This is a genomic window from Neorhizobium sp. T25_27 (assembly GCF_002968565.1).
Taxonomy (GTDB): Bacteria; Pseudomonadota; Alphaproteobacteria; order Rhizobiales; family Rhizobiaceae; genus Neorhizobium; species Neorhizobium tomejilense.
This window is the reverse complement of record NZ_PVBJ01000001.1, coordinates 1,191,372-1,208,301: the sequence shown is the minus strand read 5'-3', so window position 1 is coordinate 1,208,301 and position 16,930 is coordinate 1,191,372. Positions and strand designations below refer to the sequence as shown.

12 protein-coding genes are annotated in these 16,930 nt (G+C 61.9%); 6 read left to right on the top strand and 6 right to left on the bottom strand.

Annotation, left to right across the window (positions count from 1 at the left end):
- The first annotated feature begins 85 nt into the window (after nt 1–85).
- On the top strand, nt 86–913 hold the full coding sequence (locus tag C5J24_RS06000) for a ferredoxin--NADP reductase (protein WP_105416695.1): 828 nt from the start codon (nt 86–88) through the stop codon (nt 911–913).
- Between the two features lie 187 nt (nt 914–1,100).
- On the opposite strand, the gene C5J24_RS05995 is transcribed toward C5J24_RS06000, so the two are convergent.
- From C5J24_RS05995 to C5J24_RS05980, 4 genes are all read right to left on the bottom strand, one after another.
- Nucleotides 1,101–1,541 (bottom strand): DUF3828 domain-containing protein, encoded by a 441-nt coding sequence (locus C5J24_RS05995; protein WP_105416303.1) that lies wholly within the window; start codon nt 1,539–1,541, stop codon nt 1,101–1,103.
- Nucleotides 1,542–1,806: 265 nt separating this feature from the next.
- Nucleotides 1,807–3,318: a P-loop ATPase, Sll1717 family gene (locus C5J24_RS05990; protein WP_105416301.1), complete on the bottom strand. Its 1,512-nt coding sequence runs from the start codon at nt 3,316–3,318 to the stop codon at nt 1,807–1,809.
- Between the two features lie 179 nt (nt 3,319–3,497).
- The gene (gene uvrB / locus C5J24_RS05985) at nt 3,498–6,500 is read right to left on the bottom strand and encodes an excinuclease ABC subunit UvrB (protein WP_105416299.1); all 3,003 of its coding nucleotides are present in this window, start codon (nt 6,498–6,500) and stop codon (nt 3,498–3,500) included.
- Between the two features lie 93 nt (nt 6,501–6,593).
- Complete coding sequence (locus C5J24_RS05980) at nt 6,594–8,588, bottom strand: bifunctional diguanylate cyclase/phosphodiesterase (RefSeq protein ID WP_172723852.1); 1,995 nt, start codon at nt 8,586–8,588, stop codon at nt 6,594–6,596.
- Between the two features lie 326 nt (nt 8,589–8,914).
- Between C5J24_RS05980 and C5J24_RS05975 the strand changes: the two genes are divergently transcribed.
- Nucleotides 8,915–10,387, top strand: a complete 1,473-nt coding sequence (locus C5J24_RS05975; RefSeq protein WP_105416295.1) for a DUF1800 family protein — start codon at nt 8,915–8,917, stop codon at nt 10,385–10,387.
- A gap of 3 nt (nt 10,388–10,390) precedes the next feature.
- Entirely contained in the window at nt 10,391–11,569 is a 1,179-nt protein-coding gene (locus tag C5J24_RS05970; RefSeq protein WP_105416293.1) for a DUF1501 domain-containing protein, read from the top strand.
- A 15-nt stretch (nt 11,570–11,584) separates the two neighbouring features.
- Here the strand turns inward: C5J24_RS05970 and C5J24_RS05965 are convergent, their stop codons facing one another.
- Together C5J24_RS05965 and C5J24_RS05960 are read right to left on the bottom strand one after the other, a co-directional pair.
- On the bottom strand, nt 11,585–12,175 hold the full coding sequence (locus C5J24_RS05965; RefSeq protein ID WP_105401285.1) for a hypothetical protein: 591 nt from the start codon (nt 12,173–12,175) through the stop codon (nt 11,585–11,587).
- A 14-nt stretch (nt 12,176–12,189) separates the two neighbouring features.
- Entirely contained in the window at nt 12,190–12,579 is a 390-nt protein-coding gene (locus C5J24_RS05960) for an acyl-CoA thioesterase (RefSeq protein WP_046637759.1), read from the bottom strand.
- Between the two features lie 211 nt (nt 12,580–12,790).
- On the opposite strand from C5J24_RS05960, the gene C5J24_RS05955 reads away from it, so the two are divergent.
- From C5J24_RS05955 to C5J24_RS05945, 3 genes are all read left to right on the top strand, one after another.
- Nucleotides 12,791–14,623: a methyl-accepting chemotaxis protein gene (locus tag C5J24_RS05955; protein ID WP_105401286.1), complete on the top strand. Its 1,833-nt coding sequence runs from the start codon at nt 12,791–12,793 to the stop codon at nt 14,621–14,623.
- Between the two features lie 140 nt (nt 14,624–14,763).
- Entirely contained in the window at nt 14,764–15,342 is a 579-nt protein-coding gene (locus C5J24_RS05950; RefSeq protein WP_105416291.1) for an NAD(P)H-dependent oxidoreductase, read from the top strand.
- A 120-nt stretch (nt 15,343–15,462) separates the two neighbouring features.
- A complete protein-coding gene (locus C5J24_RS05945) occupies nt 15,463–16,923 on the top strand; it encodes an extensin family protein (protein WP_105416289.1) in 1,461 nt (486 codons plus the stop codon).
- The last annotated feature ends 7 nt before the right edge of the window (nt 16,924–16,930 follow it).

Genomic DNA, 16,930 nt, shown 5'->3' with positions numbered 1-16,930 from the left:
AAAGGCACGCGGATGCCTTCAAATGCGGGACCAGATGGTATATTTCGCTTTTGCGAAGAACGATGAGACGAAGAGACCGATAGGCATGAACGCTCCAGCAAAGACGGAAGAATTCGCAGTGGCCCAGGTTCAGGCAAAGATTCCGGACGGCGTTTATGCCGAGACGGTGCTCGCCGTCGAGCATTATACCGACCGGCTGTTCCGCTTCCGCATGACGCGGCCGGCCGGTTTCCGCTTCCGTTCGGGCGAGTTCGCGATGATCGGCCTGATGGTCGGCGACAAGCCGGTCTACCGCGCCTATTCGATCGCCAGCCCGGCCTGGGACGAGGAGCTCGAATTCTTCTCGATCAAGGTGCCGGACGGCCCGCTGACCTCGCATCTGCAGGCGATCAAGCCGGGCGACAGGGTGCTGATGCGCAAGAAGCCGACCGGCACGCTGGTGCTCGATGCGCTGACGCCCGGCAAGCGGCTCTACATGTTCTCGACCGGCACCGGCATCGCCCCCTTCGCGAGCCTCATCCGCGACCCCGAGACCTACGAAAAGTTCGACGAGGTCATCCTCACCCATACCTGCCGCGACGTCGCCGAACTGAAATACGGTTTCGACCTGGTGCACGAGATCAACAACCACGAATTCCTTCACGAGATCGTCGGCGACAAGCTCAAGCATTACCCGACCGTGACCCGCGAGGATTTCCAATATCGCGGCCGCATCACCGACCTGATCGAGTCGGCCAAGCTGTTCACCGATCTCGGCGTTCCGGCGCTAGACCCCGCCGTCGACCGCGGCATGATCTGCGGCTCGACCGCGATGCTGAAGGACACCAAGGACCTGCTCGAAAAGGCCGGCCTCGTCGAAGGCTCCAACAACAAGCCCGGCGAGTTCGTCATCGAACGGGCATTTGTGGGGTGAGAGGCGACGGCCTGCGGCCGGCAAAACGCTCCAGTGGAGCGTTTTGAGCCTCGAACGCCCTGAGCCAAAGCGAAGGGCCGGGGGGCGGTGCGGCATACGCGGCCCCTGCACAACCGGCGCGGCGCCGCTGGTTTCCTGATACAAGGACAGGAGTTAGGGAGGCACCCGCCCGCGTAAAAAACGCCCCCTACTGCCCCAGCAGGTCGCGAAGGCTCCAGGGCTCGTCGCCGGACTGGTCGGCGATGTCATCCACCTTCCAGCCGCCGTTTTCGCGCACCAGCGTGTAGAAGAGCGTCGCCGAGCGCTTGCCGTTGCTGAAGGACACTTCCAGCTCCGCCGTATCGCCGAAAACGATCGGCGGGGAAAGCTGGATATTGCTGGCGACGCCATCCTGCCCGGCCAGGATCGGATCGAAATCCACCGCCTCGCCATTCGCCGTCAGGCTCTCGTTGAGCGCATCGGAAAAATAGGCGGAATAGGGCGAGGGCGCATCGTCCTCGGCCGGGTCGATCGTGTCGGCATAAAGCGATTTGATCAGCGCCTGCGGCGACTTGTAGACCCGCGCCTCGGCGCCGGCCGCAGCCAGCAGGGAAAACAGCAGTCCGAAGACGATGGCCGGCATGCGCATGGGTGAGTCGTTCCCCGTTTGGATGTGAGGGGATGTTTAGGGGATGGAGGGGTGGAAGGATAGTGGGGAACGGTTTGGGAGTCGGGACCGTTTGCTTCCCACCGTCCTCCAGCGAGGGCTCGAACTCCCCTTCTTTATGTAAGCTTAGCAAGGAATGAAGAAACGCGGGCCGGATAACGCTTTTTTTGGCGAACTGAATCTTGACGCACTATACGCGGTAAAAGCCAAAATCGAATTTCACTGTTATTTGTGCGCGCCCCTATTTCTACTTCCCGAGTTCCTCAGCCTTCCCCTGAATAACGGCAAGGGCGGGCCTATATATATATGGAATTTTGAATGTCTCTTTTGCCCGATCCAGTTCAAAGAAGCCAACTTTTGCAAGCCTATCAGCAATCAATGTCGTATCTTGTTCTGATATAAGCCAGATTCGGCTCAAAGATTTAATGTTGTGCTCAGACTTCTGGCTGCTCAATTTTTCGACATACTTTCTCAGTTCGGGGTATTCCGCATAGAGAACTTTCGTTAGGCGATATTCAGAAAGAGATGGAAGGGAGTCTTTGAATGCAGCTCTATCAAACAGTTGAGTGCCGGATGGCGGGTTTTCTCCGCGATCTAATCGCTTCAATTGATTATCAATCATGGCATTGAAGAAGAATATTATCTCTCTAGGCGCATTTTTACCAGACCCGTCAGTTGTGCGCTTTAGTATCCAGTCAAATGTGCTCGACTGCCTTTTTCCGGTCTCGACTTGATCGGGAAGTATTTTTGCCAAAAAATCAAGTTGTTTTGATGCGTCATTGATAACCTCGGCTGGATCGAGCGCGAGGTATTCAGCTATTGCTTTGTTATTTAGAAAGCGCCTAGCTACCAGATTCTGCAAAGAGGGCTTGTCCCATTCAAGTTTAATATCGCGAGAAATGTGAGTTGCTTCCCGAAATCCCTCATCTGTAATCCGCTCCCAAATATCCGATCGTAAAAATATCTTTAAAATCACGTTATCAAAGGCTCGGATATCTCTATAGGCCTTAAATAGTGATCGCAATGCATTTCGTTCCAATTCTTCCGAATCGTCAAATGCAACATCTAGCCTGTCCAGCAGTATCCAAATAGTGAGGCCTTGTTTTGAAAGCCCGTTGCTTACCAAAGAAAATAGATCATCAATAGAATTTCCTTTTCCGAATTTTGCTGCTTCAGCCGCGGCCTCAGAAAAATAAATCTTTCCCGTCACGCCAGCGATGCCGCCTGTAGACTCGGACGTGAGCAGTGTTGTTTCGACAGCTGAAGGATTTATGTATTTTGATATATAGGATTTTACCGTCGACAATATCTTGCGAAGCGATGTTCCTTTTTCGGGTAGTAACCCTTCCTCCCTCAGAATAGATATTATTTTACTGGATTCTGTATTGTTTATTCCGTATTCAGTTAGCTCTCTTCCGATTAACGCAAGAAAGTAGAGCTTCCATAGATTTATAAATTGCTTCTCGTCAGGTGGCGGAGATACTTTAAGATTTTCAAATGCTGGAGCGCCTCTCGGGTTTTCTGCAACTACAACCAATATTCCGTTGTCGAAGAGCATGTCGATGTGATCTTGCACCAAAAGATAAAGCGCGCTTTTACCAGCCCCCTTGGTGCCATAGACTACGTCAACATCGCCACCTAAGATTTGTCGCCATGACTGCGTCTCAACAAAATATGACCTTAAATCATCTCTCTCTTCTTCAGCAATTTGGTTGCCAAAGCGGACCTCTTTTAAAATGTCCTTCTTACTCTTTTGCAATGTGCGCTCCAGCCCAGAGAAAATTTTACCAATCTACGATTGAGTCTGATACGATTGTCAACGCCTGTACGCTTAGAGACGATCTCAGTTCGACTGAGAAGGCTGCTCACGCGGCGATGTCCGATACCTAAAGGGCGCGCGCATGCGGCATCATCTCTCCCGTCCGGGGAGGAATGCCCCTACCGCCCAGGCCGCCCCGTCTTCCCCTTCGTCCGGCTCTTCCGCTTCTGCTCGCCCGCATCCTCATAACTTCCCGCGCCGATCTTGCCGCGCACGAGGGGGCGGGGATCGCCGCGTTCCGGCTGGCCTTCCAGCAGAGGCGAGAAGCGCTTGCCGGGTTCGGTGACGGGTTTTGGCGGAAGCTTGCCGGTGACCGGTTTTTCGGTGCGGCCGACGGTCATTTCGTCGAGGTCGTTCTTGCGGAACAGCGATGGCTTGGCGGGTTCGGCGATGTCGCGGCCCATGTCGTCGAGGTCGGGTTTGGCGAAGAGGGAGGTCGAGGGTGTGGTTTCCCCCTCATCCGCCCTTCGGGCACCTTCTCCCCCCTGGGTAGAAGGGGACTCGCGGCGGGGTTTTGCTCCACCCTTGCCGTTTCCGCCCTTGCCACTGCCGCCTTCGACGGCGCGGGCTTCGTCGCGGGCGATCGGGTCGTCCATGACGGCGAGTTCGGCGGCCTTGAGGCGTTTGATTTCGTCGCGGAGGCGCGCGGCCTTTTCGAAGTCGAGGTCGGCGGCGGCGTCGCGCATCGATTTTTCGAGCGCGTTGAGATGGGCCTGCAGATTGTTGCCGACCAGGTGGCCGCCATCCGCAAAGCCCTTGCCGGAGACGCCGGAAATGTCGGCGCGGACGTGGTCGCGCTCGTAGACCGAGTCGAGGATGTCGGAGATCCTGGCCTTCACCGATTCCGGCGTGATGCCGTTGGCGGTGTTGTATTCCATCTGCTTTTCGCGGCGGCGGGCGGTTTCGTCCATGGCGCGCTGCATCGAGCCGGTGATCTTGTCGGCATAAAGGATGACCTTGCCGTCGACGTTACGCGCCGCACGCCCGATGGTCTGAATAAGGGACGTCTCCGAGCGCAAAAAACCTTCCTTGTCGGCGTCGAGGATGGCGACGAAGGCGCATTCGGGAATGTCGAGGCCTTCGCGCAGGAGGTTGATGCCGACCAGCACGTCGAAGGCGCCGAGCCGCAGGTCGCGGATGATCTCGATGCGCTCCAGCGTGTCGATGTCCGAATGCATGTAGCGGACGCGCACGCCCTGTTCATGCAGGTATTCGGTCAAATCTTCGGCCATGCGCTTGGTGAGCACCGTACACAGCGTCCGGTACCCCTTGGCGGCGGTCTCGCGGATTTCGCCGAGCACGTCGTCGACCTGGGAACGGGCGGAACGGACTTCCACCGGCGGGTCGATCAGGCCGGTCGGGCGGATCACCTGTTCGGCGAACACACCGCCGGACTGTTCCATCTCCCAGTTGCCGGGCGTGGCCGAGACGGCAACGGTGAGCGGGCGCATCGCATCCCATTCCTCGAAGCGCAGCGGCCGGTTGTCCATGCAGGACGGCAGGCGGAAACCGTATTCGGCGAGCGTCGCCTTTCGGCGGAAGTCGCCCCGGTACATGCCGCCGATCTGGCTGACCGAGACATGGCTTTCGTCGATGAACAGCAGGGCGTTGTCGGGGATGTATTCGAACAGGGTCGGCGGCGGCTCGCCGGGATTGCGGCCGGTCAGATAACGCGAATAGTTCTCGATGCCGGCGCAGGAGCCGGTCGCCTCCAGCATCTCGATATCGTAGCGGGTGCGCTGTTCCAGCCGCTGCGCCTCGAGCAGGCGACCGCCCTTTTCGAGCTCGGCGAGCCGGTGCTTGAGCTCTTCCTTGATAGACTTGATGGCGCCGTTCAGCGTCGGGCGCGGGGTGACGTAGTGCGAGTTGGCGTAGATCTTTACCGATTTCAGGTCGCCGACCTTGTGGCCGGTCAGCGGATCGAACTCGGTGATCGCGTCGATCTCGTCGCCGAACATCGAGATGCGCCAGGCGGCATCTTCCAGGTGGGCCGGGAAGATTTCGATCGTGTCGCCGCGCACGCGAAAAGAGCCGCGCACGAAATTGATATCCTGGCGCTTGTATTGCTGGGCGACCAGGTCGGCCAACAATTGACGTTGATCCAATCGGTCGCCGACCGACATCTGGAAGGTCATCGCCGTATAGGTCTCGACCGAGCCGATACCATAGATGCAGGAGACCGAGGCGACGATGATGCAGTCGTCGCGCTCGAGCAGAGAACGGGTGGCGGAGTGGCGCATCCGGTCGATCTGTTCGTTGATCGAGGATTCCTTTTCGATGAACGTGTCGGAGCGCGGCACATAGGCTTCCGGCTGGTAATAGTCGTAGTAGGAGACGAAATATTCGACCGCGTTGTCCGGGAAGAAGTTCTTGAATTCTGAATAGAGCTGCGCGGCCAGCGTCTTGTTGGGCGCGAGGATCACCGCCGGGCGCTGGGTCGCCTCGATCACCTTGGCCATGGTGAAGGTTTTTCCCGAGCCGGTGACGCCGAGCAGCACCTGGCTGCGTTCGTTGTCGTTGATGCCCGCCACCAGGTCGCGGATGGCGGTCGGCTGGTCGCCGGCGGGCTCGTAGTCGGACGACATGCGGATGGTGACGCCGCCCTCTGACTTTTCCGGCCGGGCGGGGCGGTGCGGCGTCCACAGCTTGCCGTCCTTGAACAGCGGATTGCCGCTCTCGATCAGCGCCGACAGCGCCTCGACGGTGGCGGTGACCGCGCCGGAGGCGAGGTTCTCGGCATCCTCCAGCGAGGTATCCATGCCGGCGACCGGATTGAGCCCGGCGCGGGCGCGCGTCTTCGGATCCGACGAGGCGCCGATCGACACGCCGCGGGCGGTCTTCGAGGCGGTGGTGTTCTTGGCCGTCGTCGGGGCCGACTTGGCGGCCTTGATGGCCTCCTCACGCGCCGCGATCTCTATTCTCTTGCGATGCTTGCCGGCCTTGGAGGCTATTTCTCGCTGCGTCTCGACGCCGGACGCTTCCGCCTCCGCCTCGAGCTGCTTCACCCAGTCGGATACGCTGCCTTGCAGAGGCGCGCCCTCGAACGACGATTGCGGGGCCTCCTCGAAACCGTTGTGATTTTTCGGGTTCGAGGCGGGCGATTTTTTCGGTGATCTGGCCATGCCGCGAATATGGAGAGACTCGTCGCGAAAGTGAAGAGGGGTAGGTCACAAAACGAGTACAAAAGGGAAACGGATTTTTGGGGCGCAGGCGGGTTACGCCACCTGGCGCTGGGTGACGGCGCGGCGGCATTCGATCCAGCCGGGGATGCGTTCGGCCGGCATCGGGCGGCCGAAGAAATAGCCCTGGGCGAATTCGCAGCCGAGCGTTTTCAGCGCCTCGGCTTCCTCCTCGCTCTCGACGCCTTCGACCACCACTTCCATCGACAGCGCCCGGCCGAGCCCGGCCATGGCGCCGACGATTTCCTGGTTCTGGCGGCTGAGATGGACGTTGGTGATGAAGCGCCGGTCGAGTTTCAGCCGGTCGACCTTGAGCGCCACGAGATAGGCGAGCGAGGAATGGCCGGCGCCGAAATCGTCGACGGCGAGCTTGTAGCCGGAGCGTTCGATGCGCTTCAGCTGCTCGCCGGCGACCAGCGTGTCGAGGATCGCCTCCTCGGTGATCTCGATCTCGAACAGCGCCGGATCGATGCGGTGGGCGGCGGTGATGCGGTCGAGCACGTCGGTGACCGAATAGAGGTCGAATTCGCGCGGAGAGACGTTGATCGCGACGGTCGCCCGCGGCAGGCCCAGCGCGGGCAGGCGGGTCAGCAGGCCGCAGGCGGCTTCGGCGATGGTCGCGGTCAGCCGGTCGGCAAGGTTGGCGGCCTGGGCTGCGGCGACGATTTCCGGCGGCGCGATCGGCCCGAGATAGGGATGGTGCCAGCGCACCAGCGCCTCGAAACCGGTGATCTCCTGGGAGGCGAGGTCGACCTGCGGCTGGAACCAGGCTTCGACGTCGCCGGCATCCAGCGCGTCGGCGAGTTCGTGTTCGATCTGGTTCTGGCGGTCGGCCTGGGAGCGGAAGGCGGGCTCGAATTCGCGCCACTGGCGCCGGCCGCCGTCCTTCGCCCGGTAGAGCGCCATGTCGGCGCTGATGAACAGGTCTTCGGCGGTATCCGCATGCAGCGGAAAAAACGCAAGTCCGATCGAGGTTCCGACAACTGTCGGCTGGCCTTCGAGCATGACCGGCTGCCGGCTGCGGTCGAGGATGCCTGCCGCCAGGTCGCGAGCGAGTTTCCCCGCATCGGAGCCGCCGAGAATGATCGCGAACTCGTCGCCGCCAAGCCGGGCGATGGTGCCCCTGCCGTCGACGGCCGAGCGCAACCGGTCGCTGACTTCGACGAGGAGAGCATCGCCGGCGCTGTGACCGAGCGTATCGTTGACCGTCTTGAAGCGGTCGAGATCGAGGATGAGGAGGGCCAGTTGCTCCTCCGCGGCGCGGGCGGCGGAAATTCCGGTATCGAGGGCGGTGTTGAAGGCGGCACGGTTGGCAAGCCCGGTCAGCGGATCGCAATTGGCGAGCACTTCCAGCCGGTAGTTGGCGCGCAGGATGTTCGAATTGGCACTGGAGAGGGAATCGGCAAGCGCCGTCGCCTTCAGTTTGCCGAGCACGTTGCCGACGAAGGTCGCCTCGCTGGTGCGGCTGCTGCGGATCAGTACCATCGTCAGCGCCACGACGTCGATGGTCAGCAGCCAGCCGCCGGCGCCGCCGCTGACGGCAAGCGAGGCCATCACCGAGATGTTGGGCGGTATCGCGAAGGCGAGGGAAACCGTATTGTGTCCGACCCCCATGAGGACCGCGCCGGTCGCCATGCCGCACATGATCAGATAGAGGCCGCTATCTCCGCCGAGCGCATTGAAATCTGGCACGGTCAGCGGAAGAGCCGCCCAGGCGAGGCCGCTGACGAGGGCTCCGAAGGTCAGCACATCCAGCGCCTGCTGCGGAGCATGTTCCACGGTTTCCCAACGCGTCAGGATCGAGGCGAGGACGACGCGCAGGACCAGGCTTGCGATCACCGCCGTGAACCAGAGGCCGGCCGAAAAGGTCAGGCCACGGTCGATCGTGGTGACGAAAAGCGCCGAAGCGGATATCGCGGCATTGGTGGCGAGCGTCGAGGTCAGGCGCTCGAGCATGGTCGAAGCCTGTGCTCGCTTCACGTCCAGTGCGAGGGCCGGGTCGATTTGACCTGTTCTGAGTTCGGCTTCCATCGATCTGCTTGTGCTGGAGTTCCTATGCCGGCAGTATCCAATGGCGGCGATAAGAAAGTCTTGCATTCGAGGGATCTTCTTCAACCCAACCGGGTTATCCTGAATGAAAAGGTAATCGGCCGTTCGTCGCGCCTCAATATTGGGCGGATGCCCTTGGATTGTTCCGATAGCCCGGTAGTGCCGTAGATTCGATTTCTCCCGTAGCGCTGGAACTTCCGTCGCTGTCACGAATTACAAATTGTCCATGTCACGAAATGGCCGCAATTCCTGTTGGTTTCCACCACATTTTTTCGGGACTCTGAGGGGGTCCAACGAGGAGTGATTCAATGGCTCTTCCCACCCCGACCCTGGCCGCCATCCGGTACGGTTATGGTCTTCGTCCCGGCGAAGAGCCGCCCCGTGATGTCGAGGCGCTGCTGGGACAGATCGAAGAAGGGGCTTCCGGAAAGCCCCGTTTTCCGCGCGAGGGTATCGCTGGCCGGCTCGACACGGCAACCCGTGTCGTTTCGCTCCTCGCCGCCGAGGCGAAAGCCCGCAAGGCCGGCAATCCGAACGAAGACGTCCGCAAGGCGACCCAGAGCGAGGCGCGACGCATCTACCGGCAGGATGCGATGGCGCGGCTTGCCCAGGCGATCCATTCGCCGCTCGGCTTCTATGAGCGCCTTGCGAGTTTCTGGGTCGACCATTTCTCGACCAGCGTGATGAAGTCGCTGCCGATGCGGATGATAGTGCCGCTCTACGAAGCGCAGGCGATCCGTCCCAATCTCGGCGGTTCCTTCAGCAGGCTGCTGTCCGCCGCCATCCTGCATCCGGCCATGCTGATCTATCTCGACCAGGACCAGAGCGTCGGGCCTGACTCCGTTGCCGCCCGCAAGAACGGCCGCGGGCTCAATGAAAACCTCGGCCGCGAGCTGCTCGAACTCCACACCCTGGGCGCCGGCAGCGGCTATACCCAGGAGGACGTGCGGGCCGCAGCGCTGATCCTGACGGGACTTTCCGTCGACAATCGCGCCATGCAGGTCGTCTATCAGCCGCGGTTCGCCGAAGCGGGACCCGTCGACCTGCTCGGCCGGACCTATCGGGACGACGAGGGCGACGGCCAGGACCACGTGCTGATGCTCGAAGACCTGGCCGCCAACCCGAAGACCGCGCAGCATATCTGCGGCAAGCTCGTCCGGCATTTCGTTGCCGACGACGCGCCCCCGGAAATGGTCGCGGCGATGGTCGCCGCCTGGACCAAGAGCCGCGGCAATCTGACCGAGGTTTATCGCGCCATGCTCGCGCATCCGCGTGCCTGGTCGGATCCAGGCCGGAAGATCAAGCAACCGTTCGAATTCGTGGTCTCCGGTTTCCGCGCGCTCGATCTGCCGGAGAGGAATTTCGGCAATCTGCTGCGCGACATGGACGACGGCGACGAAGACGAGAACCCGGTCCAGAAAGCCATGGACCTGACCGGCATGGCGGCGAGAGAAGACACCAAGAAGAAGGCGGGGCGAGCCAATGCCCTGACGCTCGGCGCCCTGCAGCGCATGGGCCAGCCGATCTGGCAGCCGCCGAGCCCCGCAGGTTTTGCGGACGAAGCCGGTGTATGGCTGACCCCGAGCCAGCTGAGCGAGCGGATTTCATGGTCGCGAATGGTCGCGCGCATCTTCGGGCAGAAGATGGAGCCTTCGGTCTTCCTTCAGGCGGCCCTTGCCGATGCCGCCCATCCCGAGACCAGCAGGATCATTGCGCAGGCGCCCAACAAGGTTCACGGCATCACGATGGTGCTGGCGTCCCCTGAATTCAACAGGAGATAGGAAATGAACTCTCAACACGGCTTTCCTTTGTCTCGCCGCGGTTTTCTGGCCGGCGCCTGCTGTGCGGCGGGGGCCTCCATCATAACGCCGGTGAGTTTTGCCGCCATGCCCGGCGACAACCGGTTCGTGACGATCATCCTGCGCGGCGCCATGGACGGGCTCGATTTTGTCCAGCCATACGGCGATCCGGCCTATGCGGCGCTGAGGCCAAAGCTGGGCTTGAGGCCGGATACCGGCCTCATCGATCTCGGCGGTTTCTTCGGGCTCAATCCGGCGGCCTCCGCGCTGATGCCGTTGTGGCAGGCGGGCGAGCTCTCCTTCGTGCACGCGGTCTCGACGCCCTATCGAGACCAGCGCAGCCATTTCGATGGCCAGGACATGCTGGAGACCGGCGGCAACGGCAAGGACGAGCGCACCGGCTGGCTGAACCGCACGCTCGCGGTCATCCCGCGCTCGAACGCCCGCAAGGCGATCGACATCAATACCTCGATGGAACTGATCCTCAGCGGCCCGAACGAGGCGGATTCCTGGTCGTCCCAGAGCAACTTCGCGCTTGCCGAAGATGAGATCGCCTTTCTAGACCGCCTCTATGCCGGCGATCCGGCGTTTGCGAAAGCCATGGAGGAGGCGAAGAAGACCGACATATCGGCGGACTCTCTTTACGCCGACAGCAAGCGTGGCGCGGGTATTGCCGACATCGCGCGGCTTGCCGGCGGAATGCTGCGAGAGGACTACCGGATCGCCAGCTTCTCGATCAACGGCTGGGACACCCATGTGGGCCAGCAGGGGCAGTTCAAAAAAGCGGTCGGCGATCTCTCAACCGCGATCCTCACGTTGAAGGCAGCGCTCGGCGAAGACGCCTGGAAGAAGACCGTCGTGCTGGCGATGACCGAATTTGGCCGCACGGCACGCGAAAACGGCACCAAGGGCACCGACCACGGAACCGGCGGGCTAGCGGTGCTCGCCGGCGGAGCGATCCCGGGCGGCAAGGTTTTGGGCAAATGGCCGGGCCTTTCCGAAGACAAGCTGCTCGACCGCCGCGACCTGATGCCGACCGGCGACGTGCGCGAAGTCGCCGCCGCCATGCTCTACAGGCAGTTCGGCATCGAGCCCGACACTCTCACCGCCAAGGTCTTTCCCGGCCTGAGTTTCGATACGTCCTCGGCCTATCTGAGGGGGTAGGCGGGCGGGGTTGCGCTATGTCAGGATGTCGTAGACCCGAAAGATCCAATAGAACTGGTAGGCGAGCGCGAAGATGACGAATGCCGCGTGGTAGCGCCGGTCGGTGGTGATCGCGGCGATGATGCCGAGCACGATATAGACCGCGGTGCGGGCTGGATATTCGTAGCCAAGCGACAGGAAATAATCCCATCCCTTCAGCGCCGTATCGATGATGTCGGTGACGAGCATTGCCGCCAGGAAACCGAAGAACCAGGTCCGCCGCGACAGGAAGTAATGTTCGTAGCTGTCGTAATCCTGCATCGAGGTCGGAAAGAGCAGGGCGCAGAGGAAGAAGAACAGCGCGCAAAAGGCGATCAGGAAGAGATAGGCTGCAAAACCGATGACCGGCAGGGCGTGCAGCCGGTATTCCCACCACCAGAAATGCACCAGAAACAGGAACAGGAACGCCACCCAGCCGAGATGGACGGGGTAGATGCGGGCGGCGCGCGGATGCTGGACGATGCCGGCGAGGCCGTTTAGCAGCCGCGCCAGGCTGAGGCTCACCACCATGCCCATGACCACGCGGATATGCGTGAAGGTTTCGGCGGCGGTTACGGCGGCGTCCATCGCTGTTCCTCGCTTTATTCCTCGGCCGGCACCGGAACCGGGCGGCCCTCCTCGTCGAGAGCCACCATGATGAAGGTCCCTGCGGTGACTTTCTCGATCATCCGGTGGCGCGCCCGCTGCGCCCAGGCTTCCACCATAAGGGTGATTGACGAGCGGCCGACGCGGGTGATCTCCGTGTAGATGTTCAGCGTGTCGCCGATCTTGACCGGCAGTTCGAACGCCATTTCCTTGACCGCCGCGGTGACCACGCGGCCGCGGGCGCGTTCGGCGGCGCGGATGCCGCTCGCCAAGTCCATCTGTGCCATCACCCAGCCGCCGAAAATATCGCCGGCCGCGTTGGCATCCGCCGGCATTGCCAGGGTGCGGAGCGTCAGTTCGCCGGTCGGCTTGGCTTTTTCGGTCATCGTCATCTCTCTTTCGAAGTGGTTTGCAGGGCGACTCCTCCCGCCGCGAGACTAACCGGACGCGAGGAGGAAGGAAACTCCGATAAAAAGCGCTTCAAGATCAATAATTTAGACTGAACTAATGCGCGTTCGCCGCGATTTGTGAGGGCTTCACCACCTGGTAACCAACGACCGTTAGAATTTAAGGCGAATTGCACATAAGGGGGGTCCCATGCAACGTCTCGCCATTTCCTGGCGCCTTTATAGTCTCGTGCTCCTGTCGCTCGTCATTCTTGGCGGCGCCATGACCTTCAGCCTGTTCCAGAGCTACGCCTCGTCGGAACGGGAACGGAAGGCGGGCCTTGCCCAGATGAACGATGTGGCGCTGACAGTGCTCAAGAAATACCAGGCTCTCGAGACTTCGGGTGCCATGACCCGCGAGCAGGCCCAGAGCGAGGCCAAGGCCGTCATCTCGGTCATGCGTTACGGCGAAGGCAGCGGCTATTTCTGGATCAACGACATGCATCCGCGGATGATCATGCATCCGATCAAGGCTGAGCTGAACGGCAAGGACCTGTCGAACGACAAGGATCCGAACGGCAAGTTCCTGTTCGTCGAGTTCGCCAATACGGTCAAGGCGCAGGGCAAGGGCTTCGTCGATTACTACTGGCCGAAGCCCGGCGCCGAGCAGCCGGTCGAGAAATATTCGCACGTCGCCGGTTTCGCCCCCTGGGGTTGGATCGTCGGCACCGGCGTCTATGTGGACGACCTGCACGCCATGTTCCGGCGCGACGCGATCAACTTCGCCTCGATGTTCGGCATCGGCGCGCTGGTGCTGATCGCCGGCGCCACCTTCGTGGTCAAGACGGTTACCGGCCCGATCGGCAAGATCAAGCAGGCTCTGCAGTCGATCGCATCGGGCGAGGCGCGTGTCACCGTGCCTTGCACCGAACAGAACAACGAGATCGGCGAAATGGCCCGGGCACTCTCCGTGCTGCGCGATTCGGTCGACGAACGCGCCCAGTTGCAGGCACGCGAGGCCGAACAGGCCCGCATGATCGCCAGCGAACGCTCCGACAACGAGCGCACGATGACGGCCGCCGCCGACCGCCAGGGACGCGCGATCAGCGAGCTCGGACGGGCGCTCGAGGCGTTGGCCGGGGGCGATCTTTCCGTGGCGCTCTCCGATATCGGCGAGGATTATGCGAAACTCCGCCACGACTTCAATGCCGCGGTCAGTTCGCTGCATCAGGCGATCGCGGCGATTTCCGAGACGAGCCTTGTCGTACGCGACAGCGCCTCGGACATTTCCGGAGCGACGGGCCATCTGTCCAAGCGCACCGAACAGCAGGCGGCGGCACTCGAAGAGACCGCAGCAGCGCTCGACGAGATCACCGCAACCGTCCGCACCGCGTCGGAGCGGGCGGTCGAGGCCCGTACCATGGTCAGCGAGACCAAGGACAGCGCCGGCCGTTCGGGCGAGATCGTCCGCAATGCGATCGACGCCATGGGCCGGATCGAGGAGAGCTCCAACCGCATCAACCAGATCATCTCGGTGATCGACGAAATCGCCTTCCAGACCAACCTGCTGGCGCTGAATGCCGGCGTCGAGGCGGCGCGGGCAGGCGAGGCGGGACGCGGTTTTGCGGTCGTGGCGCAGGAAGTGCGCGAACTGGCGCAGCGCTCCGCCAATGCGGCCAAGGAGATCAAGACGCTGATCAGCAATTCCGCCCGCGAGGTGGAAGGCGGCGTGGCGCTGGTGCGCTCCACCGGTGATGCGCTGGTCGAGATCGCCACCCTGGTCGAGCGGGTCAACGCCCATGTGGACACGATTGCGACGGCCGCCCGCGAACAGGCGACTGGGCTTCAGGAGATCAATTCCTCCGTCAACCACATGGACCAGATGACCCAGCAGAACGCGGCGATGGTGGAGGAAACCACCGCGGCGAGCCAGACGCTTGCCGAGCAGAGCCTGCACCTGCAGGGCCTTCTTTCGGCCTTCAGGCTCGCTGACGGCGGCCGTGGGGCGACCTCCGGTCATGTGTCGCGCGCCCGCGCCGCCTGATCCGCACTGATCACTGCTAAGAAACAGAGGCCGCCGGCGCGACAAGCCCGGCGGCCTTTTGATGCCGGCCGCATTGACCTGGGTCAAATACGCGGGCCTCCGTTGTCCCTAACGCTGGGGCACCTTCAACGGAGAATATGATGACGAGGATCGTGATCATCCAGGGACACCCGGACGCCTCTGAGCCGCATCTCTGTCATGCGCTGGCCGACGCCTATGCCAAGGGAGCCGAGGCCGGCGGGCATACGGTCGAACGCATCGAACTCGCCCGCATCGGCGTGCCCTTCCTGACCTCCCAAAAGGAACAGCAACACGGGACGCTCAGCCCGCCGATCCACGACGCGCAGGTGAAGATCAGACGGGCGGATCACCTCGTCTTCGTCTATCCGCTCTGGCTCGGCTGCATGCCGGCGCTGGTCAAGGCGTTCCTGGAACAGGTGGCGCGGCCGGGCTTTGCCTACGATACGTCGCGGGGACCGTTCGACAGCGGCCTTCTGAGCGGCAAGTCGGCGCGGGTGGTGATCACCATGGGCATGCCCGCCTGGTATTACAGGGTCGTCTACGGCTGCCATAGCCTGAAGGCGCTGAAAGTAGGCATCCTGCATTTCGCCGGCATCCGCCCGGTACGCTCGACTTTGGTGGGCAAAGTCAATGCCGGGAATTTCGATGGCGCGAAATGGGTCGCCAGAATGGCGGCCACGGGAAGGCGAGCGTCCTGAAACGATCGCAAATTGCATCGAAAGGTCACGAAAGGGCCTTGATTTCTCAAAGGTTCATTTACCGACTTTGCCTAAACTCCATGCGTGTGTCATTTCGGCACCGGAAGAGTGGCAACTGGTATGGCGTATGCTCCCCTTTCTCGGCGGGTGATCGGCTCGTTGATCATCCCGACAATGCTGGCTGCCTGTTCCGCCGGGGATCTCGTTCCGCCCGCGCCGATCGACAATGGCCGGGTCGGGGCGATCCAGCCGATGCGCGACATTCCGGGCGAGCGGGTTTCCCAGCAGGCCTATCCAACGAGCCCCGCGCCGGTTTCGCAGGCAAGCGGTGTCGACTACGCGAACACGCCAAACCTCGCCGGCACCGGTTATCCCAATTCGGCCTATCCGGGTTCCAGCGCCAATGACGGCAGCCATTACCTGCGGGCACCGGCCCAGGTGCAGTCCGCGCCCCAGAATGCGCCCTTGAACGCACCCATGGCGCAGCAGCCATCCGGCGCCCGCCAGGGCCGCCTGCCGATGATCGACAGCGACGAGGCGATGCAGCAGCAGGCATCAGTCGCAGGCCGCAACACGACCCGCAATGCCGGGCCGATGACCATTCCGGAAGGGGGCGTCAACATCGACGCCGAACTCGGTTTCGGCCCCGACGAGAGCGACGTGACGGGACTTGCCGAGGAGGAGGATTCCGATATCGCCGAAGGTGTCGGCGACCAGCCCGTCGTCGACGGCATCGGCACCGACAATCCGCGTGCGCTGCAGCCACGCCGCCAGCCGATCTCGCAGCAGATGCCCCAGTCCATGAACGACGACCGCGTGCTCGTGCCGCCGAAACGCCAGGGCGCCGGCCTGCAGGGCGACCTGACGAACAACGAGATGACGTGGAGCGATGGGTCGCGCGTCATCCCGCCAAGCAGGGCGCCTGCCGGCAACCAGCAGGTGGCGATGCTGCGGCCCAACAATCCGATGAACGACAGCGGCCCGATGAGCCAGCGCGACATGCCCTGGCAGCGCGATGTGATGCCGCGGTCGGAAGTGAGCTGTCGCGCAGAACTGAAGCGCCTCGGCGTCGAATTCGACGACCGGCCGCCCATCGACGCAGGCCCGAGCTGCCGGGTGCCTTATCCGGTAAAGCTCTCCGGCCTGTCCGGCAATATCGACGTCAAGCCGGCTGTCACGCTGAACTGCCAGACGACGCTCGCCTTTGCGAAATGGGTCAGGAACGAGCTCGCCCCTTCCGCCCGTTACCGCTATCTCACCGGCATCCAGAAGATAGTGCCGATGGGCGGTTATTCCTGCCGCCGGATGAACAACAGCAACCAGCGCAACAACCCGATGTCCGAGCATGCCAAGGGCAACGCCATCGACATCGGCCAGATCGTGCTGAAGGACGGCCACGAGATCGACGTACGCAAGAAGGGCCTGTTCTCGATGCGCGAAGGCGGTCTCCTGAAGGCGGTGCGCAACGACAGCTGCAAATATTTCAACACCGTGCTCGGTCCCGGCAGCAATGCGGAACACTGGAACCATTTTCACTTCGACCTGCGCTCCCGCAGGAGCGGCAAGCGCTACTGCAACTGAGGTTCGA